31 protein-coding genes and 1 pseudogene are annotated in these 26945 nt (G+C 24.7%); 29 read left to right on the top strand and 3 right to left on the bottom strand.

The window, feature by feature from the left end; all coding sequences use genetic code 4:
• Positions 1-95 precede the first annotated feature (95 nt).
• The 27 genes and pseudogenes from AACK86_RS04485 to AACK86_RS04370 all read left to right on the top strand — a co-directional run bounded on the left by AACK86_RS04485 (position 96) and on the right by AACK86_RS04370 (position 23741).
• Positions 96-1067, top strand: coding sequence for an ABC transporter transmembrane domain-containing protein (locus AACK86_RS04485; RefSeq protein WP_338981617.1), 972 nt, complete (start codon positions 96-98; stop codon positions 1065-1067).
• A complete protein-coding gene (locus AACK86_RS04480) occupies positions 986-1585 on the top strand; it encodes an ATP-binding cassette domain-containing protein (RefSeq protein WP_338982689.1) in 600 nt (199 codons plus the stop codon). Before AACK86_RS04485 ends, AACK86_RS04480 begins: the two co-directional genes overlap by 82 nt.
• A complete protein-coding gene (locus tag AACK86_RS04475) occupies positions 1566-1967 on the top strand; it encodes a hypothetical protein (RefSeq protein WP_338981615.1) in 402 nt (133 codons plus the stop codon). Before AACK86_RS04480 ends, AACK86_RS04475 begins: the two co-directional genes overlap by 20 nt.
• A gap of 122 nt (positions 1968-2089) precedes the next feature.
• A complete protein-coding gene (locus tag AACK86_RS07780; protein ID WP_422398229.1) occupies positions 2090-2542 on the top strand; it encodes a helix-turn-helix domain-containing protein in 453 nt (150 codons plus the stop codon).
• Positions 2543-2621: 79 nt separating this feature from the next.
• Positions 2622-2903 (top strand): transposase family protein, encoded by a 282-nt coding sequence (locus AACK86_RS07775; protein WP_422398363.1) that lies wholly within the window; start codon positions 2622-2624, stop codon positions 2901-2903.
• 525 nt (positions 2904-3428) lie between these two features.
• The gene (obgE, locus tag AACK86_RS04465) at positions 3429-4700 is read left to right on the top strand and encodes a GTPase ObgE (protein ID WP_338981613.1); all 1272 of its coding nucleotides are present in this window, start codon (positions 3429-3431) and stop codon (positions 4698-4700) included.
• An 18-nt stretch (positions 4701-4718) separates the two neighbouring features.
• Positions 4719-5468: an NAD(+) synthase gene (gene nadE, locus AACK86_RS04460; protein ID WP_338981611.1), complete on the top strand. Its 750-nt coding sequence runs from the start codon at positions 4719-4721 to the stop codon at positions 5466-5468.
• Positions 5469-5563: 95 nt separating this feature from the next.
• The gene (locus tag AACK86_RS04455) at positions 5564-6121 is read left to right on the top strand and encodes a hypothetical protein (protein WP_338981609.1); all 558 of its coding nucleotides are present in this window, start codon (positions 5564-5566) and stop codon (positions 6119-6121) included.
• 181 nt (positions 6122-6302) lie between these two features.
• Positions 6303-7088 carry a hypothetical protein gene (locus AACK86_RS04450; protein WP_338981607.1) on the top strand — a complete coding sequence of 262 codons (786 nt, stop codon included), beginning with the start codon at positions 6303-6305 and terminating at the stop codon, positions 7086-7088.
• A 168-nt stretch (positions 7089-7256) separates the two neighbouring features.
• Positions 7257-8894 carry an APC family permease gene (locus AACK86_RS04445; RefSeq protein WP_338981604.1) on the top strand — a complete coding sequence of 546 codons (1638 nt, stop codon included), beginning with the start codon at positions 7257-7259 and terminating at the stop codon, positions 8892-8894.
• 272 nt (positions 8895-9166) lie between these two features.
• Positions 9167-9451, top strand: a complete 285-nt coding sequence (locus tag AACK86_RS07770) for a transposase family protein (protein ID WP_338982246.1) — start codon at positions 9167-9169, stop codon at positions 9449-9451.
• The gene (locus tag AACK86_RS07765; RefSeq protein WP_422398372.1) at positions 9436-9828 is read left to right on the top strand and encodes a transposase family protein; all 393 of its coding nucleotides are present in this window, start codon (positions 9436-9438) and stop codon (positions 9826-9828) included. Before AACK86_RS07770 ends, AACK86_RS07765 begins: the two co-directional genes overlap by 16 nt.
• A 717-nt stretch (positions 9829-10545) precedes the next feature.
• Positions 10546-13572: a DEAD/DEAH box helicase family protein gene (locus tag AACK86_RS04435; protein WP_338981601.1), complete on the top strand. Its 3027-nt coding sequence runs from the start codon at positions 10546-10548 to the stop codon at positions 13570-13572.
• A 200-nt stretch (positions 13573-13772) separates the two neighbouring features.
• Entirely contained in the window at positions 13773-14225 is a 453-nt protein-coding gene (locus tag AACK86_RS07760) for a transposase family protein (RefSeq protein ID WP_338982632.1), read from the top strand.
• A pseudogene (locus AACK86_RS07755) lies at positions 14210-14611 on the top strand (transposase). Before AACK86_RS07760 ends, AACK86_RS07755 begins: the two are co-directional and overlap by 16 nt.
• Positions 14612-14876: 265 nt before the next feature.
• Positions 14877-15233: an MBL fold metallo-hydrolase gene (locus AACK86_RS04425; protein WP_338981599.1), complete on the top strand. Its 357-nt coding sequence runs from the start codon at positions 14877-14879 to the stop codon at positions 15231-15233.
• On the top strand, positions 15220-15561 hold the full coding sequence (locus tag AACK86_RS04420; protein ID WP_338981596.1) for a hypothetical protein: 342 nt from the start codon (positions 15220-15222) through the stop codon (positions 15559-15561). Before AACK86_RS04425 ends, AACK86_RS04420 begins: the two co-directional genes overlap by 14 nt.
• 65 nt (positions 15562-15626) lie before the next feature.
• Complete coding sequence (locus AACK86_RS04415) at positions 15627-16457, top strand: IS5 family transposase (RefSeq protein WP_338981594.1); 831 nt, start codon at positions 15627-15629, stop codon at positions 16455-16457.
• Between the two features lie 197 nt (positions 16458-16654).
• Positions 16655-17335, top strand: a complete 681-nt coding sequence (locus AACK86_RS04410) for a hypothetical protein (protein ID WP_338981592.1) — start codon at positions 16655-16657, stop codon at positions 17333-17335.
• A gap of 257 nt (positions 17336-17592) precedes the next feature.
• Entirely contained in the window at positions 17593-18462 is an 870-nt protein-coding gene (gene thyA / locus AACK86_RS04405; protein WP_338981590.1) for a thymidylate synthase, read from the top strand.
• Positions 18463-18464: 2 nt separating this feature from the next.
• Complete coding sequence (locus tag AACK86_RS04400; protein WP_338981588.1) at positions 18465-18950, top strand: dihydrofolate reductase; 486 nt, start codon at positions 18465-18467, stop codon at positions 18948-18950.
• Positions 18943-19692 (top strand): lysophospholipid acyltransferase family protein, encoded by a 750-nt coding sequence (locus tag AACK86_RS04395; protein ID WP_338981586.1) that lies wholly within the window; start codon positions 18943-18945, stop codon positions 19690-19692. Before AACK86_RS04400 ends, AACK86_RS04395 begins: the two co-directional genes overlap by 8 nt.
• Positions 19692-20996, top strand: coding sequence for a thymidine phosphorylase (locus AACK86_RS04390; RefSeq protein WP_338981584.1), 1305 nt, complete (start codon positions 19692-19694; stop codon positions 20994-20996). Before AACK86_RS04395 ends, AACK86_RS04390 begins: the two co-directional genes overlap by 1 nt.
• A gap of 28 nt (positions 20997-21024) precedes the next feature.
• A complete protein-coding gene (locus AACK86_RS04385) occupies positions 21025-21792 on the top strand; it encodes a segregation and condensation protein A (protein ID WP_338981582.1) in 768 nt (255 codons plus the stop codon).
• Positions 21776-22330 (top strand): SMC-Scp complex subunit ScpB, encoded by a 555-nt coding sequence (scpB, locus tag AACK86_RS04380; protein WP_338981580.1) that lies wholly within the window; start codon positions 21776-21778, stop codon positions 22328-22330. The genes AACK86_RS04385 and scpB overlap by 17 nt, the downstream gene beginning before the upstream one ends.
• Before the next feature lie 11 nt (positions 22331-22341).
• The gene (locus tag AACK86_RS04375; protein WP_338981578.1) at positions 22342-23076 is read left to right on the top strand and encodes a pseudouridine synthase; all 735 of its coding nucleotides are present in this window, start codon (positions 22342-22344) and stop codon (positions 23074-23076) included.
• Positions 23077-23201: 125 nt separating this feature from the next.
• Complete coding sequence (locus AACK86_RS04370; RefSeq protein WP_338981576.1) at positions 23202-23741, top strand: HNH endonuclease signature motif containing protein; 540 nt, start codon at positions 23202-23204, stop codon at positions 23739-23741.
• Between the two features lie 153 nt (positions 23742-23894).
• On the opposite strand, the gene AACK86_RS07750 is transcribed toward AACK86_RS04370, so the two are convergent.
• The 3 genes from AACK86_RS07750 to AACK86_RS04360 form a co-directional block, all read right to left on the bottom strand.
• Positions 23895-24287 carry a transposase gene (locus tag AACK86_RS07750; protein ID WP_422398371.1) on the bottom strand — a complete coding sequence of 131 codons (393 nt, stop codon included), beginning with the start codon at positions 24285-24287 and terminating at the stop codon, positions 23895-23897.
• Positions 24272-24556, bottom strand: a complete 285-nt coding sequence (locus AACK86_RS07745) for a transposase family protein (protein ID WP_338982246.1) — start codon at positions 24554-24556, stop codon at positions 24272-24274. The genes AACK86_RS07750 and AACK86_RS07745 overlap by 16 nt, the downstream gene beginning before the upstream one ends.
• 346 nt (positions 24557-24902) lie before the next feature.
• Positions 24903-25454 carry an inorganic diphosphatase gene (locus AACK86_RS04360; protein ID WP_338981574.1) on the bottom strand — a complete coding sequence of 184 codons (552 nt, stop codon included), beginning with the start codon at positions 25452-25454 and terminating at the stop codon, positions 24903-24905.
• A gap of 89 nt (positions 25455-25543) precedes the next feature.
• Between AACK86_RS04360 and AACK86_RS04355 the strand changes: the two genes are divergently transcribed.
• Both AACK86_RS04355 and AACK86_RS04350 read left to right on the top strand, forming a co-directional pair.
• Entirely contained in the window at positions 25544-26197 is a 654-nt protein-coding gene (locus tag AACK86_RS04355; RefSeq protein WP_338981572.1) for a hypothetical protein, read from the top strand.
• A 27-nt stretch (positions 26198-26224) separates the two neighbouring features.
• A complete protein-coding gene (locus tag AACK86_RS04350) occupies positions 26225-26938 on the top strand; it encodes a hypothetical protein (protein WP_338981570.1) in 714 nt (237 codons plus the stop codon).
• The last annotated feature ends 7 nt before the right edge of the window (positions 26939-26945 follow it).

The following is a 26945-nucleotide window of genomic DNA, read 5'->3' as shown; positions in this document are numbered from 1 at the left end:
TACTTTAATTGTTAGTGCTAAAACAATAATCCTTGCTAGTAAACAAAAAAATATGTCATTCTTGTTCATTATTTTATTTATTACAACCATATTTAATGATAATTTTAGGGTTATTGATTATTAATTTATTATTAACGGTAATTAATTTTTTAGCAAATATGTTAGTAAAAGTATTTGTTGATAGTCATCATCTTTTTATTTTAAATAATATTTGATTAAAGATTTTATTAGGTTTTATAATTATTATTTTAATGAAAATGATTGTTAGTTTTTGTCAACAAAAAATAATTTTAATTTTAACTCATAATTTTATTACTAGTATGACACATCGATATTATTTTGCTATTAGTGAAAGTAATTTTATAATAATGGAACAACATCAAGATAGTGATTGATTGCAAAGAGTTGAGGATTTAACTATTGTTTGTAGTTTATTAACAACAAAGTTATTACAAGGTATTCATATTTTTGTTATGGCAATTATTAGTTCTATATTGTTATTTTTTATTCATTGATGATTTTTACTAGCGATTGGATTGCAGTCATTAATTTTGTTACGTATTAATTTGTTATTTCATAATTTTTGTTATCATCAACAAATTAAACAAAAACAAGAAACGATTTTTCATTATCAACAATATTTACAACTAATTCAATCAGCAACGCAAAGAATAGGTTGTGATATCAATGATGTTGTTTTATTTAAAATTCAACAAAGTTATGACCAATTACAAAAAACTAGTATTAGCTTATCTAATGCTGAAGTTAAAGTTAACCACTATGAACAGTTGATTATTAGTCTTTGTAATTTATTAATATTGTATTTAGCAAGTAAGTTACTTGCTAGCAATACGATATCTTTAGGACAAATAATATTTGCTAGTTCATTAACAGGTTATGTAACAAATTTTTTTCAAGAAATTGGTCAGCTAATTATTACAAGAAAGAAACTGAAACAAGCGATTAATCGTGTAAAACCGCTGTTATTTTTCAAAAAATTAATTATCAATTTAAAAAAACTAATTTTATTAGTGGCGTTTCTGGTAGTGGGAAATCTACTTTATTAAAACTTATTGGTGGAATGTATGATAACTATCAAGGAATTATTTTGTTAAATAATCAAGATATGCGATTTCTTGCTCATAATGAAATTATTTGTTATTTGCAACAACATCCCTATGTTTATGATGGAACAGTTTTAGATAATATTGTTAATTTTAATTATGAACTAGTGAATTTAGCAAAATTGGAAAAATTAAATGTTAGTGTTCTTTTACAAGCAATAAATTTGAATATTAACACTAAATGTGATAATAATGCTAGCAATTTAAGTTCTGGTCAACGACAAGTTGTTGCTTTTTTATCATTATTCTTTCATCATCCGTGGAAAATAATTTTAATTGATGAATCATTAAGTAATGTTAACCAGCAATTAAAAATTAAATTAATTAAACTGTTATTAACATATTTTGATGATGCTTTAATTATCTTTGTTAGTCATGATAGTAATTTGAAAACTTATTTTTCGCAAGAAGTAATAGTATCATCATCCGGATTAATTACTAGTGAAACCAACAATTCATAAGTCAATTCACAATAATGGTGTTTTAATTTATTTTTTAGTCGTTGGATTGTTGATTTTAACTAGTATTTTGGGATTATCAAAAATAACAAAACCACAAACAATTAGTGGTTATTTAACTGTAATTAAAAAACAAGATAGTTGTTATTATGTCTTTAATAGCATTCATTCTTTATCTAATAAATATCTTGACCGGATAATTATTAATTATCAAGAAGAAGTTATTTTTTCTGCTAATGATTATCAAATTGAAAATACTAGGGTTGTTTTTAACACTATTATTAGTTGTTTTTCATATTTTTACTATCAACCCGCGACAATTATTTATAGTGAACAAAGTTTATTAAGTTATTTTTATGAAATATTTTCAGTATCAGGAAGTTAATAATTTTATTTTTCAAGAAATTAATTACTTGAATTTAAGGATAAATGCATTAATTAGACTTCTTGCGATACCTTTTTTATTAAAATATTCTTATAAAATATAATTTATGAGGATATCAAAATATGAACAATAATAAATTTAATACTCTTAATGATAAAGAATGGTTAAGATTAACAGGAATAAAAAAATCCACTTTTAATAAAAGGTTAGATATTTTACAAGTAGCTGAAATAGAAAAATTTAAAAAAGGTGGTAAAACTAATAAATTATCACTAGAAAATAGATTATTGATGACTTTATCATATTGACGAGAATATCAGACTTATTTTCATCTTGGTAAAAATTTCGGAATTAGTGAAGCTAATTGTTATCGGAATATCAAGTGAATTGAAGATATTTTAATTAAAAACTCTGATTTTCAACAACTTGCTTGTAAAAAAGCACTAATAAATGATTATTTTAATGATAAAACTATTATTATTGATGCTACCGAAACTCCAATCCAACGCCCAAAAAAAGACAAAAACAATCTTATTCTGGTAAAAAGAAAAAACACACCATTAAAACACAAGTAATTATCTAACAAGAAACCAGAAAAATTATTGCAACAAGTTTTTCACTTGGGAAAAAACATGATTATGCTTTATTTAAAGAATCAAAAATCCCAAATTAATAGTTGATAGTGGTTATCAAGGAATACAAAAAATTCACAATAATGTTCTAATACCTACAAAGAAAACAAAGAAAAACCATTTAAATAAAGCACAAAAACAACATAATAGACTAGTTTCAAAAATGAGAATTATTATTGAAAATATTTTTGCTATTCTTAAAAAATTTAAAATTATGACAGAAAAATATCGTAATCGTAGAAAAAGATTTGGTTTAAGATTTAATTTAATTGCCTCAATTTATAATTTGCAATTATTAATTTAACATAAAAGATTTATTTAAAATTAAAGAATTTAAATAATAAATTCATTTTTTGTTGTGGCAAAATATTAATTTTTTAGATAAAAGACATAATTAATTAAAATTATATTTTTCTATTACTGTCTTTTTACAAATATTTGTAATTTTTTTAATAGGTTATTCAAGAAGTCTAATAAATAGTAGATTAGAAAAGAGGCAAGAACAAATAGCAGAATCACAAATTAGTAATTGTGTAAATTTACAACAAAATCTTGCTGAACAAACTGCTAAAATCGTAAAAAGTAAAAATCAAAAACTTCGTGAAGAAGAATTACTAAGACAAGAGCAAGAAAAACAAAGACAGCTAAATAACCAAGCACGATTAAAAAAACTACAGGAAGAAAATAAGCAAAAAGCAACAACAAAGCGAAAAACAAGACAATTGGAACCTGCTTAAAATATTTAGTAAATATTATCCTTTAAAAAGAAAACATTTTTTATGTTAAAATATTATTGATTTGATTTTTTTAAAAGACTAGGATGATATGAATGAAATTTATTGATAAGATTACAATTAAAGTTAAAGCTGGCAAAGGTGGTGATGGTGCTGTTGCTTTTCGTCGTGAATTATATGTTCCAAAAGGTGGACCGGCTGGTGGTGATGGCGGTAATGGTGGTAACATTGTTTTTATTGGCGATGAGGGAATAAATACATTATTAGAATTAAACTATCAAAAAGAAATTAAAGGCGATGATGGCGAAAATGGGCAACATAAAAATATGCACGGTAAAAATGCTAAAAATACTTATATTAGTGTTCCCATAGGTACTATTATTTATGATGCTTTAAATAAAGAAGAAATTGGTGATGTTGTTACTAACAAGCAAGAAGTTATTGTTGCGATTGGTGGTCGTGGTGGTAAAGGAAATAGTCGTTTTGCTAATTCTAGAAATCGCGCCCCAACAATATTTACTCGTGGTGATTTAGGTGATGAAAAGGAAATTACTTGTGAATTAAAATTATTAGCTGATGTTGGAATTATCGGTATGCCTAATGCTGGAAAGTCTACTTTATTAGGAACTATTTCTCATGCTAAACCACAAATTGGTGATTTTCCTTTTACAACTTTAACCCCACAATTAGGCGTAGTTAAACATCAAAACTTTTCTTTTGTAGTTGCTGATTTACCAGGATTAATTGCGGGTGCTAGTTTAGGAAAAGGTTTAGGATATGAATTTTTACGGCATATTGAACGATGCCGGTTATTAGTTCATCTTATTGATATTAGTTTACCCAATGCTTATGATAATTATTTAGTGATTCAAAAAGAAATTAAAGATTATAATTTACGATTAGAAAATAAGCAACAAATAGTTGTTGCTAGTAAAATTGATCAAGTTGATGCTTCTCGTAATTTAGAACTTTTTAGTAAGCAAATTAAACAAAAAGTTTACCCAATTTCTTCTTGGACTAGAGAAGGCATTGAATCATTAGTTCATATTATTCATAGGCAATTGCAAACTATTGAAAAAATACCAGAATTAAAATCAGAAATGGCACCAACAATATATCGTTTTACACCAACAAATGAAGAAATCATTGTTGAAAATTTAGGAAATGGTCATTGAAAAGTAATTGGTGCTAGTGTGCATCACATTTATCATAAATTTCCATTAACAACACATGATAATTTATTATTATTTAATCAGAAGTTGCGAGATTTAGGAGTTTTTAAAATTCTTGTTAAAAAAGGCATTCAAAAAGGGGATACAATTAAAATTTTTGATTATGAGTTGCAATGACTTGACGAAAATTTTTAAGTGAAAGGATATTAATTAATGGAATTACAGAAATATTTAGATTATTTAGTTCAATGATTACAAGAACAAGTAAAATTAGCTAATGCTAAAGGGTTAATTGTTGGTGTATCTGGTGGTATTGATTCAGCTGTTACTGTTGCTTTGATTAAAAAAGCAATGTCGGATAACCATTTAGCTGTTTTTATGCCTTGCTATTCATCAAGTAATGATGAAATTTTAGTAAAAAAATTACTAGCGACATTAGATTTAAAATTACAAATTATTAATTTAGAGTCAGCTTATAATGAATTACAAAATAACTTTAATTGACACGATGGTTTATCATCATTGCAACAAAAAGCATTAGTTAATTGTAAACCCCGCCTCCGAATGACTTCTTTATATGCCTTAGCACAAGCAAATGAATATTTAGTTGTCGGCACTAGTAACTTTGATGAATGATATACAGGTTATTTTACTAAACATGGTGATAGTGCTTGTGATATTTTACCGTTAATTCATTTATTAAAAAGTCAAATAAATACGGCTGCTAAGTTATTAAATATTCCGCAAGAAATTATTAATCAGCCACCATCAGCAGGTTTATGAGCAGGGCAAACTGATGAAAAAGAGATGGGGATAACTTATGCTGAGTTAGATAACTTTTTAAATGGTCAAGAGAAATTGTTAGATAATAATATTGTTACTAAAATTAAGATGATGCACAAAAATAGTGAACATAAGCGAAAATCAGCAATTATCCCTAAAAAATTTATTTTTAAAATTTAGTCAAATATTAGTAAATAAAAATAATATGTGCTATAATGAAAAAAATGTAAATTAAAAAATATTGACTAAATTTACATTTCGATGAGGTGAAATATATGAAATTAATGAATATTCAAAAGTTATTAAAGTTAGTGGCGACAATAACAATTATTAGTGGACCATTATTACCAGCAATAGCTTGTAGTAATAATGCTAATGATAAGATTATTACCACAAATGGGATTAATGTTAGTACTTTAGATGTTAATAAATCAAAATTAATTGCTAAGTCGTTAATTTTGGCACGAAGTAAACAATGAAATCCAAATGAGATTTTTAAAAGAGCGTTACAAAATAATTTTAAAGATTTAAATGATTACTTTGTTGATGATACAATTAAAAATTTAGTATTAACAAAAGAACATCATAATTTTTCAAAACCGCACTATCAAGTACCTAAAACTTTAGAAGTTGCTGGTATGAATATTTTCGAAAAAATAAAAGCAGTTTTACAAGAGTTTATTAAAAATAATGATTTTGAAATTAAGAATTTTATGGAAAAATTATTAAAACAGTTATTAGATTTATTAAATAGTGGGCAAAATGCTACTCATATTCCAGATATTAAAGCAATTCTAACAACACAATATCCAAGATATCGTTGTTGCTATTAAGAGTGGTATTGATACTAATAAAAAATTCATTACTGATAAAAAAACATTTGGTGAAATTTTTGCGGATATAAAACATAACAAAATTATAGAAGATAATATTCTTAGTAAATTTTTAAAAATTCAGAATAAATCAATAGAAATTAAAGATGTTGTGGTTTTAATAAAAACAATAATTACTTATATGCCAACGTTAATAACTTTTATGATTAATTTTGCTGAAAAATTAGAAAATGGTTTTAATGAAGAAATAATTAATGATTTAAAAGCAAAACCATATCAAGGTTTATTAGATAATAAAGACCAACCGTTTACTTTACAAAATATCAAGAATACTTTTAAAAATATTTTTGGAGATAATAAGAAAAAAGTCGATTTTTTAATAAAATTAATATCTGATTCAAGTTTACCATTTAATTCTATATTTATGGCTTTACAAGGTGTTGTTGGCGAAAAAGAGTTCAATAATTTTTATCAAAACTTGAATGGTGATGAGCTTGATAATGATTTTATCGCAATAATTGATCAATTGCTTTTAAAGTTACCTAAAGTGTATGATGATTTTATAACTTTATTAGAAGACAAAATTGCTATTAGTAAAGTGGATTTTCTTAAAAAACTTATTAAGATAATGGCCGTTAATGATGAAACTAGTATTGAAAAAGAAACTATTTTAGATTATTTAACTAAAATTCTTGGTAATAAGTGATTTCAAGATAATGTTTTGCAAAAAATTATTGATAATAAAAGTATTTGAGAAGAAGATGGTGATTATATTGCTGATTTTGTTAATAAATTAAGTTATATTCAGGATACAAAAGCAGAAATTGATTATGATCCAAGTGCAGGGTTAGTATTTTATAATATAACGATAGAAAAGCAAGAATTTAAATTTAGTTGAAAGTTTTCTTATAGTAACGAGAAAAAATTAATAGGAATGAAAATATTTAATTTTGAACAACTTAATTAAATACATATTTAAAAAATAAAACGGTAGTTACCGTTTTATTTTTTAAAACAATTTTATGATTGTAAAATTGTTTTAATATTTATATTTATTATTGTTATAATAAATATAAATAATACTATGAAAATAAAAAAATTAAATAAAATTAATAATTTAGAAGGGAAAAAATATATGAGTCAAAATGTCGCAAGAAAATATGGTTTATTTATGTGCCTCTGTATGGTTGTGGGGACAGTAATTGGAACTGGGATTTTCTTTAAAAATGAAGGTGTTTACGGCTTTGTTAATGGTAATGGAATTTTAGGAATCATTGCTTGAATTATTGGTGGTGTTGTAGCAATTTCTTTTGGTTTATCATTTATGGAAATTTCATCGGCAAAACAAGATAGTAATTCCGGAATTGCTTTATATGCAAAAATGTTTGCTGGTAGTAAATTTGGTCGTGTTGTTCGTAACGCAATGAATAATATTTATTTGCCATTAACTGCTTTTACAGTAGCTTATTATACTAGTAAGGCTTCTGTTTGAGCAATTGGTGGCGGTCAAGATGCGGAAATGCGTTTAGCAAATGTCTTAGGTGGTTCTAATGTGTATGAATTATTATTAAGTATTTTTGCAGTTTTATATACTTTATTTGTTATTGTTTGTTGCATTTATAATGAATCAATTACTAAATGAGTACAAATGATTACCGTTGTTTTAAAATTAATACCATTAATTTTTATTGGTGTTGCTGGATTAATTGTTGTTAATGCAGGAGCAGGTGCTTTTTTAGAAACTGGATTAGGTGATCCAAAAAAATATGAAATTGTTAAAAATAAAGGTCATTTTGAAATGCTATTAATGGCGTTACCAGGAATTCTTTTTGCCTTTGACGGTTTTTTATCAACAACTTATATTCAAAAAGATGTTCGGAATTCTAGTAAAAATATTCCTTTAGCCTTAGTTTTTGGTTTAACAGGAATTACTTTTATTTATGTCTTAACTTCAATTTCAACATTAAATTTAGACCCTAGTGGTAGCGTTGCTATTGCTGCGGGGAAAATATTTAATAATCCAACAGTTAATGCTGTTTGTACGCGCTTAATTTTTATTTTTATTCTTATTAGTGCTTTTGGCACTTTAAATGGTTATTGTTTTTCAATGACAAAGTTAACAAGGTCATCATTAGATGATGGTTTTGTTGTTGGTAACGATAAAATATGACAAAAAGTTATTAATCGTTTTGGTATTAAAACAGCAACATTAATGGTGATGGGAGTATTATTTGCAGTTTGAATTGTAATTATGGCACTACCAACGATAGTTACTGATGATAATTATAATTTCTTTGATTTTATTAGTAATGCTGGTGTTGTAATGGCATTTATGTTATATGGTGTAATTATCTTTTATGGTTTATTAAATCGTTATCGTAAAAAAATTAAAACGCTTAATGCTTGATATTTTATTCCGGCAGCGATTATTTCCATATTATGTATTACTTTAATATTAGGATATAATGTTTATTCTTACTTTGCTTTATTAGTAACCTCTGAAAATAAAGTAGGAGCAATTTTACAAATTTTCTTTTTACTATTAATTCTTGCTTTGCCTTGATTAGGATTATTTATGAAAGATAATGAATTAGAAAATGATAATGAAGTTGGTAATGGATCAGAACTTGAACAACCAACAAGTGATAATGGGGCAAATAATTTTTCTAATGTTGATAATGTCCCAGAAAATATTTATGTTTCTATAAAACAAATTGCTGTTAATGGGACTGGTAATGATTCTGAATTTGGCGAAGAAATTACTGAATTATAAAATAGTCTCGCATTAGACTATTTGAAAATAGTATAATAGACTTCTTGCGATACCTTTTTTATTAAAATATTCTTATAAAATATAATTTATGAGGATATCAAAATATGAACAATAATAAATTTAATACTCTTAATGATAAAGAATGGTTAAGATTAACAGGAATAAAAAAATCCACTTTTAATAAAATGTTAGATATTTTATAAGTAGCTGAAATAGAAAAATTTAAAAAAGGTGGTAAAACTAATAAATTATCACTAGAAAATAGATTATTGATGACTTTATCATATTGACGAGAATATCAGACTTATTTTCATCTTGGCAAAAATTTCGGAATTAGTGAAGCTAATTGTTATCGGAATATCAAGTGAATTGAAGATATTTTAATTAAAAACTCTGATTTTCAACAACTTGCTGGTAAAAAAGCACTAATAAATGATTATTTTAATGATAAAACTATTATTATTGATGCTACCGAAACTCCAATCCAACGCCCAAAAAAAGACAAAAACAATCTTATTCTGGTAAAAAGAAAAAACACACCATTAAAACACAAGTAATTATCGAACAAGAAACCAGAAAAATTATTGCAACAAGTTTTTCACTTGGGAAAAAACATGATTATGCTTTATTTAAAGAATCAAAAATCCCAATTTTAAAAAATACTAAATTAATAGTTGATAGTGGTTATCAAGGAATACAAAAAATTAACAATAATGTTCTAATACCTACAAAGAAAACAAAGAAAAACCATTTAAATAAAGCACAAAAACAACATAATAGACTAGTTTCAAAAATGAGAATTATTATTAAAAATATTTTTGCTATTCTTAAAAAATTTAAAATTATGACAGAAAAATATCGTAATCGTAGAAAAAGATTTGGTTTAAGATTTAATTTAATTGCCTCAATTTATAATTTGCAATTATTAATTTAACATAAAAGATTTATTTAAAATTAAAGAATTTAAATAATAAATTCGTTTTTTGTTGTGGCAAAATATTAATTTTTTAGATAAAAGACATAATTAATTAAAATTATATTTTTCTATTACTGTCTTTTTACAAATATTTGTAATTTTTTTAATAGGTTATGCAAGAAGTCTAATAAATGAAATCGCAACTAAATATAAAATTCCTTATAGTATTGCGGGGTATGTTAATAAGTATGGGATTATTGGACCGTTAATAGTTCCCGAAGTAACTAAATGTTGAAACTGTATTGTTCCACAAGATAAAAAACCAACTCTTAAATTTTGAAATTCAAATTTTAAATCACCAAGTTATGGCCCTTTAAATAGTTTAGTTAGTTCTATTCAAGTAAATGAGATTTTAAGATATTTTGCTAATGTTAAAGGAATAGAAACATTAGGAAAACGAATGTTTATTAATTCGGAAAGTTATCAGATTTCTTTTAAAAATACAAAGAAATTTAACTCGTGTAAACTTTGTTTTGTTAAGAAAGGGCTGTAAGTTATTACTCAAAATTAATTATTAAAATAAAATTTTTATATGATATGTTTAATGAAATTTATTAAACATATCGTATTTTGTTTTGTTAATGTTATTTATTTTATTTGTAAATAAAATAACAAATTTTTAATTAAGGCGGTATATAATCTTATTACAACAAGGAAATAAAGAGTGATTTATAAATGAAAGAAAAAGGTTATTATGATTTATTATTAAAATTAGGTGAAACAATTAATGAAGATTATATTGTTAAAAATCTTAATGAAGAAAAAAATGCTATTAAAGACATTGATAAATATTTATTGAAGCAATTTAATAATATTTTAAGTATTAAATTGCAAGAATATAAAACAGTTGATGATAAGTTAAAATTTTTAAATCAAATTATTGGTATTTATAGTAAACAATCACAATTATCTAATAATGTTTTATTACAAATAGGTAATGATTTACAAGAAAAAGTTAGTTATCATCAAGAAATTCGATTAATTGATAATCACTTATTTACTAATGAAAATGAACAAGAATTAATTAATGAAATTAATAAAGAAATTAAAACTGCTGATAGTGTTTATTTTATTTATCCTTTTATTTCTAAGGGAATGATTAATAAAATTAGAAATTCTTTTTTGTATGCTCAACAACATAATATTAAGATTAATTTTATCACCACAACTTTTGATGATATTGCTTTATTTGTTAATTTATATGAATTAGAAAACTTAGTTAATAGTTATAATAATATTTTAATTAGGGTAGAAGATAATACTGAAAAACGTAGCGAAAGAATTCATATTAAAGCAGCAATTTTTAAAAGAAAATCAGGTTTTTCAACAGCAATTGTTGGCTCTTCTAATTTAACTTATAAGGGAATGATGCGTGGAAGAGAATGAAATATTAAAATTACTGAGTTTAGTAATCCTAATTTATATTATCATCTCTTTCGTGAATATGAAAAAATTTGAAATGATAATCTTGTTAATTTTAATAATGCTAATGAGCGTGAGATATTACTAACAAGAATTGATAATAATCGTTTATATATTAAAGCACAAAGTGAGGGAACGATAACAAGAAAATATTCAATGTATGATTTTCAGCAAAAAATTGTTAATCGTTTACAATATCGTCGCAAGATTAATAAAACTAAGCACTTGATTATTATGGCTACGGGAACTGGGAAAACTATTATTAGTGCTTTTGATTATTTAAATCAAATTAAAGAAAATAATAATTTTCGCCCCCGATTATTATTTTTAGCTCATCAACGAGAAATTATTGATCAAGCAATATTAACTTTTCGTAATGTTTTACAAGATAATAAGTTTGGTTGTGTTTTTTATGAAAATCAAACATTAGATAATACTAATTATTTATTTGCTACTGTGCAATCAGTTTATCGTAATTTAAAAAAGTTTTTACCGGATCAGTTTGATGTTATTATTTTTGATGAAGCCCATCATATTGCTGCTAAATCATTTGTAACGATTTTTAATTACTTTCAACCAAAACAAGTTATTGGTTTAACAGCAACTCCCGAAAGGGAAGATAATAAGTTAATTACGCCGTATTTTGATAATGAATTTGCTTATGAATTACGATTATGAGATGCTATTAATCAACGCTTATTATCGCCATTTGACTATTATTGTATTGATGATATTAGTAGTAATCTTGAAGGTATTGATTTAAATAATGATGTTGAATTGTTTAAGAAGTTGAATACTAGTGAGCGTAATAAATTATTATTTAGTGTGATAAATAATTATATTGGTATTTATGCTCAACCATTTTGTTTAGTATTTTGTATCACAACAACGCATGCTAAAATTGTTGCTAATTTTCTTCAAAAGGAAGGGTTACAAGCTGCTTATTTAACTAATGAAGTATCCCAAGAGCGAACAACAATTATTAATAATTTTAAAAAGGGTAAAATTAATTATTTATGTGTTGTTAATATGTTTAATGAAGGCATTGATGTTCCGCAAATTGATACGATTATAATGTTGCGACCAACAAGTTCAAAAACTATTTATTTACAACAGTTAGGTCGTGGTTTAAGAAAAACTGATAGTAAAAATAAGTTAGAAGTTTATGATTTAATTGCTAATGTTGATAAAAAATATGATATTACTGTGGGAATTAAAAATCTTTATAATTCTCATTTAGAAAGGAATAAAACATTTTTAGGTGGTAATAGTGGTTTACCCTATGGATGTACGATTACTTTAGAGAAACGCAGTCAAAAAGTTATTTTAGCAAATTTACAAAAATGATATGAAAATAAAAAGCGCATCCATTTAGTTATTAAACATTATTATCGGATTTATGGTGTTGATGGTTTAGTTAAAGTTTTACAAGATTATGAATTAACCTTATGGGAATTTTATAATTTTTTAAATGATTTTTATTTAAAAATTGGTCAAGATATTAAAGTTTATGCAAATGGTATTAATGATTCTAATCGTAATAAAAATCTTTTAAAGCAATTTTTATTTCTTAATGATTATCATTTAATAAATTATTTTTATCAGCGATTGTTAAAAAATATTAATAATGAAGCAATTAATTATGAATATGATAATTTATTAATTTGTTCGCTTTTATATGAAGTAACTAGTATGAAAGCCTTTTTAAAAGTTTTTCCTAATTATTTAGCAATCGATGATTTAGTAGCAGAATTTACTAATCATAATAAATTAGTTGTTAATGAACTAGTAATGATATTAAAATATAAATTAGAAAATGAAACCTTATTAGTTAATCAACATAATTTTTTGTTGTATCCATTGTTAGCTTATGAATCAATATTTACTGTTCGTCAAGCCTTATGTGCAATTCGTCGCGTAAATTTTATTAAACAATTAGGTGAATTAAGAATTATTGCTTTTCAAGCGGGACATTTAACTTTTGATCAAACAAAAGCAGTTATTTTTGCTGATGTTGCTGGTAGTAAATATGGTAAGAAAACGAAATATGATGCTACAAGTAAAGAATATTGATGGTCAATTCCTGAGGATAAAACAATGCAAAGTAAACTAGTGAATGATTTACAAAATTTAAAAATTGCTAAATTTTTATTTTTAGATAATAAAATTAATCACAATTTACCAAATTTATATTTAAAACTTTATAATTTTATTGGTTTGGGAAAATACATTGATTATGTACAAGAATATTACATTACTGTAAAGTTTTTGATAGAATAAATGTATATATAATAACTTTAATTGGAGGTATTTTATTTAAAAAATTTTTATAATTAAAATTACAAGAATTTGATGAATTAGAAAAAATGTTGCCAAGATAAGGAATGATAGTTATGACTAGAAGTAATTTATTAGACTTCTTGCGATACCTTTTTTATTAAAATATTCTTATAAAATATAATTTATGAGGATATCAAAATATGAACAATAATAAATTTAATACTCTTAATGATAAAGAATGGTTAAGATTAACAGGAATAAAAAAATCCACTTTTAATAAAATGTTAGATATTTTACAAGTAGCTGAAATAGAAAAATTTAAAAAAGGTGGTAAAACTAATAAATTATCACTAGAAAATAGATTATTGATGACTTTATCATATTGACGAGAATATCAGACTTATTTTCATCTTGGTAAAAATTTCGGAATTAGTGAAGCTAATTGTTATCGGAATATCAAGTGAATTGAAGATATTTTAATTAAAAACTCTGATTTTCAACAACTTGCTGGTAAAAAAGCACTAATAAATGATTATTTTAATGATAAAACTATTATTATTGATGCTACCGAAACTCCAATCCAACGCCCAAAAAAAGACAAAAACAATCTTATTCTGGTAAAAAGAAAAAACACACCATTAAAACACAAGTAATTATCGAACAAGAAACCAGAAAAATTATTGCAACAAGTTTTTCACTTGGGAAAAAACATGATTATGCTTTATTTAAATAATCAAAAATCCCAATTTTAAAAAATCCCAAATTAATAGTTGATAGTGGTTATCAAGGAATACAAAAAATTCACAATAATGTTCTAATACCTACAAAGAAAACAAAGAAAACAAAGAAAAACCATTTAAATAAAGCACAAAAACAACATAATAGACTAGTTTCAAAAATGAGAATTATTATTGAAAATATTTTTGCTATTCTTAAAAAATTTAAAATTATGACAGAAAAATATCGTAATCGTAGAAAAAGATTTGGTTTAAGATTTAATTTAATTGCCTCAATTTATAATTTGCAATTATTAATTTAACATAAAAGATTTATTTAAAATTAAAGAATTTAAACAATAAATTCATTTTTTGTTGTGGCAAAATATTAATTTTTTAGATAAAAGACATAATTAATTAAAATTATATTTTTCTATTACTGTCTTTTTACAAATATTTGTAATTTTTTTAATAGGTTATGCAAGAAGTCTATTTAAAGTTAGTTTAGTAGTTAGTAATATTTTTTTAGTAGCATCTTGTAGTAAAATTAGTGATTTTTTACTTAATAATCCAAAATTACAATATCATATGTTAGCAGTTGGTAATGGTTTATCAACGATTATTACGAATTCGCAATATAAAAATCGGGCAATAATGTTTGATACGGGTATTGGTGGTAATCCGCAGGATTGATGAAAAGATAAATATGCAAAAAGTAATTTTGTTGCTAATTATTTAAAAAACCTAGAAATTAATCAATTAGATGCAATTTTTATTTCTCACGATCATACTGACCATACAAGTAATTTAGAAACGATTGTTAATACGGTTAATGTTAAAAATATTTATGGCAGTCGTTCATTTTTTGAACGCTATCAAGGCAAACCAAACAAAAAAATGACCAAAACAATGAGCAGATTTAAAAATTATTGTGCAAGATGTTAAGCCAAGTTATAACATCTTAGGTTTATCATTTGATAATTTAACTTATAAAATTCAGGACTTTATTAATAGCAATTCAAGTAAAGATGAAAATAATCAAAGTTTAGTATTATCTTTTGTTTATCAAAATCAGCGGTTTTTATTAATAGGCGATACCGAAAAGAAAGTAGAACAAGAGTTATTAAAAAAGAATTTGCTTTCAGAAGTTAATTTTTTACAAGTAGCCCATCATGGTAGTAAAACATCAAGTTCATTGTCATTTTTAAATAAGATTAAACCTAAAACTTGCTTTGCTTCGGGTGTTAATCCTGATACTTATGGATTAGAATAGACTTCTTGCGATACCTTTTTTATTAAAATATTCTTATAAAATATAATTTATGAGGATATCAAAATATGAACAATAATAAATTTAATACTCTTAATGATAAAGAATGGTTAAGATTAACAGGAATAAAAAAATCCACTTTTAATAAAATGTTAGATATTTTACAAGTAGCTGAAATAGAAAAATTTAAAAAAGGTGGTAAAACTAATAAATTATCACTAGAAAATAGATTATTGATGACTTTATCATATTGACGAGAATATCAGACTTATTTTCATCTTGGTAAAAATTTCGGAATTAGTGAAGCTAATTGTTATCGGAATATCAAGTGAATTGAAGATATTTTAATTAAAAACTCTGATTTTCAACAACTTGCTGGTAAAAAAGCACTAATAAATGATTATTTTAATGATAAAACTATTATTATTGATGCTACCGAAACTCCAATCCAACGCCCAAAAAAAGACAAAAACAATCTTATTCTGGTAAAAAGAAAAAAACACACCATTAAAACACAAGTAATTATCGAACAAGAAACCAGAAAAATTATTGCAACAAATTTTTCGCTTGGGGAAAAACATGATTATGCTTTATTTAAAGAATCAAAAATCCCAATTTTAAAAAATACCAAATTAATAGTTGATAGTGGTTATCAAGGAATACAAAAAATTCACAATAATGTTCTAATACCTACAAAGAAAACAAAGAAAAACCATTTAAATAAAGCACAAAAACAACATAATAGACTAGTTTCAAAAATGAGAATTATTATTGAAAATATTTTTGCTATTCTTAAAAAATTTAAAATTATGACAGAAAAATATCGTAATCGTAGAAAAAGATTTGGTTTAAGATTTAATTTAATTGCCTCAATTTATAATTTGCAATTATTAATTTAACATAAAAGATTTATTTAAAATTAAAGAATTTAAATAATAAATTCATTTTTTGTTGTGGCAAAATATTAATTTTTTAGATAAAAGACATAATTAATTAAAATTATATTTTTCTATTACTGTCTTTTTACAAATATTTGTAATTTTTTTAATAGGTTATGCAAGAAGTCTAATATATTAAATTTGATGTTTTATTAAAAATGAAAGATTTTCAATTATGGAAAGTTACCAATGCTTGTCAAGAAGTAAAACAATATGCCTATATTAATCTTTTGTGTGCTCAAATTAATAAACGTTTTAAAACTGATTCTGCTACCAATCAATCAATTGAAAACTTAATTCGGTTAACTAAACTTAATGATATTGTTGGGTTTAAAGTGGCGTATCAAAAATTAACAAATTATAATTTTGAAGCCGTTGCTATTAAAAGTCTTAAAGAACACTATATGCATTTTATATTTGATGATGAATATGGAATATATTTTCAATTTAAAAATTATAATTTTAATAGTTTTATTGACTTTATGCAAATAAGAGAAAATAATCATCGTTTACCTTCAGAACCAAAGGTAGGACAAAGAGCTGTGCCCGATGAATTAGATAACTGTATGGGCAAAAACGAACAATGTACGATAGTTAAACGCCAAGCGCCACCGGTGTCTGTAAAGCCAGCAATGAAACCATTAAATTCACAAGCAAAAAATGAACAAGGAGCAAAGTCTAATTTAGAAATTGGTGCTTTGAAAGAGACTCTTAATTGGGAAATAGAACAAGTGGCCGCCGAAAGAAATAGGTGCAATCTTTATCAAGGTCAGCTTGATAGTAATGGAAATTTTAATAATCAAAAAAACAAGAAAATTTATATAGTAATTCCCCATTAGCAAGTATATTAAATCCTGTGTTTGATGAATTTAAACAAAAATATAACATTAAGAATTATGAAACTTTTGTTGAAAATCTAGACGATTAATTCACTTCCCTGTAATTGTTAAAAACAAAATTTTATAACTAAGAAATCATAGTAGCTAAGGTAATTTGAAATTACCTTAGCTTTTTACTTTTTATTAAGCGTAATAGTTTGTTATTAGATTTTATGTTAAAATTAAAAACAGAATAGAAATTATCGCGAGGTGAAACAATGGAGCAGTATTTAAGTTTATGTCGTCAGATATTAGAAAAAGGTCAAAATAAACCTAATCGTACCCTTATTGATACAATTAGTATTTTTGGTTATCAAATGCGGTTTGATTTACAAAAAGGGTTTCCGCTATTAACCACAAAAAAAGTTTATTTAAAAGCTGTTATTTATGAATTATTATGATTTATTAAAGGTGATACTAATATTAGAACATTAGTTCAAAATAATGTTAATATTTGAAATGAGTGACCGTATAAAAAATATCAAAATTCACCTGATTTTAAAGGTGAGGAATTACAAGATTTTATTTCTAAAATTAAAAATGATGAGCAATTTGCTAAAAAATATGGTGATTTAGGTCCGGTTTATGGTAAACAATGGCGAAATTTTAATGGTATTGATCAATTAAAAAATTTAGAAAAGCAATTAAAAGATAATCCGCATTCACGAAGACATATTTTATCTAGTTGAAATCCTGAGGAAATTGAAGAAATGGCATTACCGCCTTGTCATACATTATTTCAATTTTATGTTAGTGCTGACAATAAATTATCTTGTCAGTTATATCAAAGAAGTGCTGATGTATTTTTAGGTGTTCCTTTTAATATTGCTAGTTATGCTTTATTAACTTATATGCTAGCATCTGTTTGTGGGTATGAAGTTAGTGATTTTGTGCATACAATTGGTGATGCACATATTTATACTAATCATTTAGAACAAATAAATGAACAATTAACAAGAACTCCAAAAAAATTAGGCAAATTAATAATTAATCGTTCAATAACTTCAATTTTTGATTTTAAATATGAAGATTTTTTGTTATTAGATTATGAATCGTATCCGGCGATAAAAGGACAAGTGGCAGTTTAATTATGGTAATTTTGGTATGAGCAATGGATAAGAATGGTGTTATTGGTAAAGATAATAAATTGCCGTGATGTTTAAATCAAGAATTACAATATTTTAAAGAAGTTACCATCGGAAAAACAATTTTAATGGGAAGAAAAACTTTTGCTAGTTTAAAAGTTAAACCTTTATCACAAAGAAAAACTATTGTTGTTAGTTGAAATCCTAATTATGAATTTAATCATCCTGATGTAACTGTGAGTAATGATTTAGAAGGTATTTTAAAACAATATGAGCATAGTTGTGATGACTTATATGTTTGTGGAGGTGCTTTGATTTATCAAATTGCAATCCCCTATGCCAGCAAATTATTTGTTTCACTTATTAATGATTCATATGGCGGCGATACTTATTTTCCAGAAATTGATTTCCATCAATTTAAAGAAATTAGTAAGAAACAATATGATAAATTTGTTGGATTAATTTATGAAAGGAAAGTTACTAATGAATAAATGAAGAGTAATAATTACATTGCCATATTTGCTACAAACTTTAAGAAAAGCAAAAAAAATGACAAAGAAAGTGCTTCGTGATCCTAATTCAGTATCAGAAGAATATCGTTATAAATGATTGCAAAAGCGAGCACGATATTTTGTATGGTTATATAATGTTAAAGTTTATCCCCAAGGATTAGAAAATTGAGTTAATAATAAGGGATGTGTGATGATTGCCAATCATCAATCAAATTTTGATGCTTTATTATTACTTTTAATTAATGATTTTAGTAAATTTTCTCCCTTGGCATTCATTGCTAAGCAAGAATTACAAGAACATAAAATATTTAAACGCTTTGTGCAATTAATTGATGTGTTATTTTTAGATCGTAATAATCCAAGGCAAGCATTAGAAGTTTTTAGTGATGCGAAGATGTTAATTCGCGTCCCACGAACAATGGTTATTTTTCCAGAAGGAACGAGAAGTAATAGTTCAACAGTACAAGAATTTAAGCCAGCAGCACTTAGAATTGCGTATCAAGCATATGTTCCAATTATTCCGGTTGCTATTATTAATTCGTATGAAGTTTTTAATAAAAAATTTCAAGGAAAGAAAAAAATTTATCTTGTGATTCAAAAACCATTAGACCCTGCTAATTTTATTAATATTACTACTGATAATTTAGCAAGAAATATACAAAGTAATATTCAAAAAGTCATTAATAATTTTAATTTAAAAAATAAGGATGAAAAAAAATAATGTGAATGTTAGATTTAATTAATAAGAAAAAAGAAAATCAACAATTAACAACAAAAGAAATTGATTTTATTATTAGTAGTTTTACTAAGGGTGATATTCCTGATTATCAAATGAGTGCTTTTTTAATGACTGTTTGATTTAATGGTTTAAATGAACAAGAAACATTTGATTTAACAAAATCATTAATTAATTCTGGTGATTCGTTAGATTTATCATCAATTAGTGGTTTTAAAGCTGATAAACATTCTACAGGTGGTGTTGGTGATAAAATAAGTTTACTTTATGCTCCTTTGTTAGCAAGTTTTGGCATTAAGGTAGCAAAAATTTCTGGAAGAGGATTAGAACAAACTGGTGGAACGATTGATAAGTTAGAAGCGATTCCTAATTTTAATGTTAATTTGCAATGAAATGATTTTTTAAAAGTAATTAATGAATGTGGAATGATTATTATTAGTCAAACGCAAGATTTTACTCCGGCTGATAAGAAAATTTATGCTTTAAGAGATACTACGGGAACTGTTGATTCCATTCCTTTAATAGCAGCCAGTATTATGGCTAAGAAAATTGCTATGGGTAGTGATGGTCTTGTTTTAGATGTTAAGTGCGGTAATGGTGCTTTTATGAGTAATTTAAATGATGCTAAAAAATTAGCAAGACTAATGTTACAAATTGCTCAAAAATTAAAAGTTAAAACTGCTGTTATTATTAGTGATATGAATCAACCATTAGGAAGAATGATTGGTAACATTTGTGAAGTTTATGAAGCGTATGAATTTTTACAAGGTAAAAATCAAGATTCAGCATTATTAGAACTTGTAACGTCTCTAAGTGCAATTAGTTTATTACAAGCAGAAATTTGTAGTAATTTTGATGAAGCAAAACAAAAATGTATTGAGCAACTAAAATCATTAGTGCCATTGAATATTTTTAAACAATTTATTAAACAGCAATCTGGTGATATTGATTTTGTTACTAATTTTGTTTGAAAAGATGCTGTTAAATTTGTTATTGAAATTAAGGCATCAGTTTCAGGATTTGTTAATTTTCATAACTGTTATGGTTTAGGTAATTTAGCAATGCATTTAGGAGCAGGAAGAGAAACAAATTCTTCATCAATTGATTATATGGCCGGAATTTTTATTAATAAAAAAACCCAAGAAAAGGTTAATGTTAATGAAACGGTATTAACTTTATATACTAATATTAATAATGTCAGTGAGTTTAAAGCAATGGCAAAAGAATTATTTACAATTGAACAATCTTTACCGCTAATTAATAATATTATTTATGAAATAATGCAATAAGATAATTAGATAAGGTGGATAAGTAAATATGAGTAAATATCTGATTAAAATTGATAATTTTCAAGGACCATTAGATTTACTTTTACATTTAATTAAAGAAAAAAATCTTGATATCTTTACTGTTGATGTTAGTATGATTACAACGCAATATTTAGATTATTTAAATAAAATGGAAACATTAAATTTAGATATTGCTAGTGAATATTTAACAATGGCAGCATATCTTTTAGAATTAAAATCACGGCGATTATTACAACAGACTAATTTAGAAGAAGATAATAGTGATTATCAAGCCGATAATCGTCAAGAATTAATTCAAAAATTATTAGAATATCAAACTATTAAAGAAACAACTGGTTTTTTTAAAGAACAAGAAATTGTTCGTCAGCAAGTTTTTACGAGACCAGCAATTGTTTCTAATTCTCAACAATATGCATCGTTAGCGAAGGAAACTAATTGAGATTTTAACTTAGAGCAGTTAAGTTTTCAATTACAAGAAGTGTATAAAAGGTATCAATTAAATATGCCAATAACAACACGCGTGGCTAAACAACAAATATCACTACAAAAACGGGCATTAGAAATTTTTAATTTTTTAAAACAAAATCCCCAAAAAAGTTATAATCTTTATGATATTTTTGTTGAAAGTGATAATATTACAAATAATTTGCTTGTTGTTAGTTTTAGCGCCATTTTGGATTTAGTTCGTAGTCAGCAAATATACATTAAACAAGAAGATATGTTTGCTCCCGTAACATTAAAATATCGAGGTGAATTTAGTGAAGAAAGTGAATAATTATGCTTTAATGGAAGGATTACTTTTTATTGCTGGTGAAGAAGGCATTAGTAATCAAAAAATTGCTAAAAAGTTAAATCTTAGTCTTAATCTTGTTAATGAAATGTTAATAACTTTCCAACAACAGTTAGAAGCGGATGAATCGCGAGGCATAGCATTAATGAATAATAATAATGTTTTTAAGTTTATGACAAAACAAGAACATTTTAATATTTATGAATCATTAGTTATTGAGCAAACTAGTAAATTATCAACTGCTGCATTAGAAACGCTAGCAATTATTGCTTATAAAGGTCCAATAGTGAAAAGTGAAATTGAAAGTATTCGTGGTGTTAGCAGTGATTTTATGGTTGCTAAATTAAAAGCCCGAGAATTAATTGTTGAATCTGGAAGAAGTGATGCTCCGGGGCGACCAATATTATATGGTGTGAGTCAATATTTTTTAGATTATTTTAATTTATCTTCGTTAGATAAATTACCACCATTACCAGAATCTTTTTTTGATAAAGATGAAGATACTAATTTGTTTATTAATTAAGGATAATGATAATGAAAAAAGAACGATTACAAAAAATAATTGCCATGCGTGGTTATTGTTCACGACGAAAAGCAGAACAATTAATTTTAGCTGGCAAAGTTGCAGTTAATGAACAAATTATTATGGAATTAGGATTTAAAGTTGAAGTAAATGCTAAAATTACTGTTAATGGTCAATTATTACGAGCAGAACAAGAAAATATTTATTTAGCTTTTAATAAACCAATTGGCTGTATTACTTCTTTGGATGACCCCCTTGGAAGAAAAACTGTCTTTGATTATTTACAAGATATTACTGTGCGGATTTATCCGATTGGCAGATTAGATTATTATACTAGTGGATTATTATTATTAACTAATGATGGTAATTTTGCTAATTTAATTATGCATCCAACTCACGGCATTAATAAAGTTTATGAAGTAACGGTTAAAGGTAAAATTACTTCCACAATGATTAATAATTTATTAAATGGTGTTTTAATTGATGATGATTTTTTAGCTAAAGCAGTACAAGTTAAATTATTAAAGGTAAATAGTAATCAACAATTTTATATGTTAGCAATAACAATTCAAGATGGTCACAATCAACAAATTCGGAAAATGATTAAAGCAATAAATTGTAAAGTTTTAGCATTAAAACGCGTTGCTGTGGGAATATTAACCCTTAGTGGTATTAGTGAAGGTCATTATCGGTTATTAACTAATGATGAAGTTAATCAATTAGAAATAATGGCGAAAAAAAAATAATCCGTAAGGATTATTTTTAGATTGTTTTAAGATTTGATAATGATTTTTGTTATTAATATTTTTTATAAAATTAAATTAAAATAATATTGACATAAAAAAATTAGTATATTTATTAGTTTTTAAAAATGGAGGCATATAAAAAAGGTTTTTATATAAAACAAGATAAAACAAATCGTATGCATATTTTGTTTAATTCAAATTATCTAGATAGTGTGCTAAAAAACTTATTTGATGAAAATATTATTATTAATAAAGATAAAAATCAGGTAGTATTTTCTAATAAAATTCATGATGATTTGGTTTCTGATTTTCGTAAAGATAAAGGGTACAAGCAGATAATTACTACTAAAACTGTGCGTAATAAAATTATTGTTGAAGAAAAATTACAAGAAGTTAAATATTGTCAATTTTGCAAGAAGAGTAGTACTTTTATTAGTTATAAAGGTGATATGTATTTTGAAGTTCATCATTTAATTCCTTATAACACAATAATACAAAAATATTTTGATAAAACTTTAGACTCTAAAATAAATTTATTTGTATTGTGTCCTGAATGTCATAGAAAAATTCATCATTCTAATATTAATGTTCAAAAAGAAATGATAATAATTTTAATAAAATTTTCTCAAGCAATTGAAACTGTTTATAATAGACTTCTTGCATAACCTATTAAAAAAATTACAAATATTTGTAAAAAGACAGTAATAGAAAAATATAATTTTAATTAATTATGTCTTTTATCTAAAAAATTAATATTTTGCCACAACAAAAAATGAATTTATTATTTAAATTCTTTAATTTTAAATAAATCTTTTATGTTAAATTAATAATTGCAAATTATAAATTGAGGCAATTAAATTAAATCTTAAACGAAATCTTTTTCTACGATTACGATATTTTTCTGTCATAATTTTAAATTTTTTAAGAATAGCAAAAATATTTTCAATAATAATTCTCATTTTTGAAACTAGTCTATTATGTTGTTTTTGTGCTTTATTTAAATGGTTTTTCTTTGTTTTCTTTGTAGGTATTAGAACATTATTGTGAATTTTTTGTATTCCTTGATAACCACTATCAACTATTAATTTGGTATTTTTTAAAATTGGGATTTTTGATTCTTTAAATAAAGCATAATCATGTTTTTTCCCAAGTGAAAAACTTGTTGCAATAATTTTTCTGGTTTCTTGTTCGATAATTACTTGTGTTTTAATGGTGTGTTTTTTCTTTTTACCAGAATAAGATTGTTTTTGTCTTTTTTTGGGCGTTGGATTGGAGTTTCGGTAGCATCAATAATAATAGTTTTATCATTAAAATAATCATTTATTAGTGCTTTTTTACCAGCAAGTTGTTGAAAATCAGAGTTTTTAATTAAAATATCTTCAATTCACTTGATATTCCGATAACAATTAGCTTCACTAATTCCGAAATTTTTACCAAGATGAAAATAAGTCTGATATTCTCGTCAATATGATAAAGTCATCAATAATCTATTTTCTAATGATAATTTATTAGTTTTACCACCTTTTTAAATTTTTCTATTTCAGCTACTTGTAAAATATCTAACATTTTATAAAAGTGGATTTTTTTATTCCTGTTAATCTTAACCATTCTTTATCATTAAGAGTATTAAATTTATTATTGTTCATATTTTGATATCCTCATAAATTATATTTTATAAGAATATTTTAATAAAAAAGGTATCGCAAGAAGTCTAATATTAAAAATATTGATGATATTGTAAAGTTGTATCGAGAAAGTTTAAAACAAATTTAAATGATGAAGTTAAGCAATTAGAAATAATGGCGAAAAAAAATAATCCTTACGGATTATTTTTGTATTTCTTTAAATTTTTCTAGTAATTTTTCTTTTCCTTCATTAATTAGAAGTTCATTATATTTAGTATATAGTTCACGACAATGAGCTAACTCTTTTAAAGCTCATTGTTCATCTTTTCATTCTTTAACAATAACTGCTTTTTTTTGTAATTGTTTATATTGGATAAAGAAATTTTTAATTTTTGCTAAAGTATGTTCAGGGACATCTTTTAAAGATTTAAGATGATTAAAATGAGGGTCATCGGCTAAAACACCAAATAGCTTAGTATCAATTTCACCACCATCAATCATTTCTAAGGCTCCAAGAATTCTAACATTGGCTTGACATCCAGCAATTGTTGGATATGTTGCTAAAGCAATAACATCAAGCGGATCACCATCTCAGTCTAAAGTATTTTCAATACAACCATATTCGGCAGGATAAACATTAGCACCATATAAAACACGATCTAAAATAATTCTTTTAGTTTCAAAATTATATTCATATTTGTTACTACTACCAGTAGTAATTTCAATAACTACAGGAACGATATTATTTTCCATTAATAAATTTTCTCCTTTTCTTTATTTGTAAAAATATTATACAATAAATATGTTGAAATAACGGTAATTAATTAAGGAGTAATAAATTAATGAGAAAGACAGCAAGATTGTTATGAGTAACATTTAAAAATGATAGTCAATTAACAATTAAAAAGTTAGTTTTAATTGCTAATTTTTTAGCTATTTGTTTATTAGTCGGTTATATTAGTAAATTTATTCCGCCCTTATTTTTGCCTTACTTAAAATTAGAATTTATTGATGTTTTTATTATTATTGCTTTTCCGTTTTTAGGAATTATTTATACTTATTTTTTAGTATTTTTAATTCCTTGAATGTTAATGCTAATTACTAGTACTAGTGGTCCAATTGCTTATTTAGCGTTAATGTTAGCAACAGGAGGATTTTATTCAATATTTTTAATTGTCCAAATACCATTATTTTTTATTATTCAATTTTGTGGATGAACAAAAAATAGTTCTGGTAAATTTTTAACAATTATTGTTTGAATTATTAGTAATTTTTTAGCAGCTATCATTAATTCATTTTGAATGACTTTTTTAAATTGAGCTTTTATTTTGGAATTATATGGGATGGCATCTTTACGAAATCAATTATTTGTAGTTTTTTTACCATTTAATTTAATAAAATTTTGTTTGGAAGCTTTAGTTTATAGTTTAATCGTAACAGCAACTTGACCATTAATTGAAAAAAATGCTAACGCAAGTTATTATATTTTATTATAATTATATTAGAGAAATGAGGCGGTAGTAGTGAAAATTGAACAAACAAGGATGGGACGATTTTCGCTCTTACGAGAGCAAATTAATCGTGAGATTGAGTTAGATCAAGCATTATTGCAAGAAGAAGAGTTATTGAAAGATTATATTACGCGTTTTAGTCATATTGATAAGGAATATTTTCAAGAATTTCTTGATAATATTAATCAAGAATGAGAACTATTAAGTCCACAACTACATCAAGACCATTCAAAAGATTTTATTAATTTTGAAGTTAGATATGAAATTAATCAATATTTAACCGATATTCGTAGTAAGTATGATTGTGATTTAAATGATAATGTTAATTTACAACAAATTTTACAAGACCATAATTATCATCATAAGTTTGGACAGCATTTAAATGGTACTAGTGAAAGTAAATATCAGGAAATAGTTTTAGCATTAGAAAATTCTGTTAAAAATTTACAAACTAAAATTTCTTCAGAAACGAAATTAGCCCAGCAATTAATTAAAATCTATCAAGAAGATTTAAAAAAGCATCCTGAGGCGTTAATGCCTAGTAAAAAACCGTTAGTAGAATTATTATCCAATTCAGCAGTAATTACTGATGAGCAATTTAATCAGTTAGTAACAATGTTTAAAAAACAAAAAATTAGTTTTAAATGATTGGTATTGTTAATAATTGGTAGTATTATCTTGATTATCGCATTATTAATTGTTCTTTTACTTTTATTAATTCAATAATATCATT

The sequence above is a fragment of the Spiroplasma endosymbiont of Eupeodes luniger genome, assembly GCF_964019525.1.
Classification (GTDB): Bacteria; Bacillota_I; Bacilli_A; order Mycoplasmatales; family Nriv7; genus Nriv7.
This window is presented reverse-complemented; position numbering and strand designations above follow the sequence as displayed.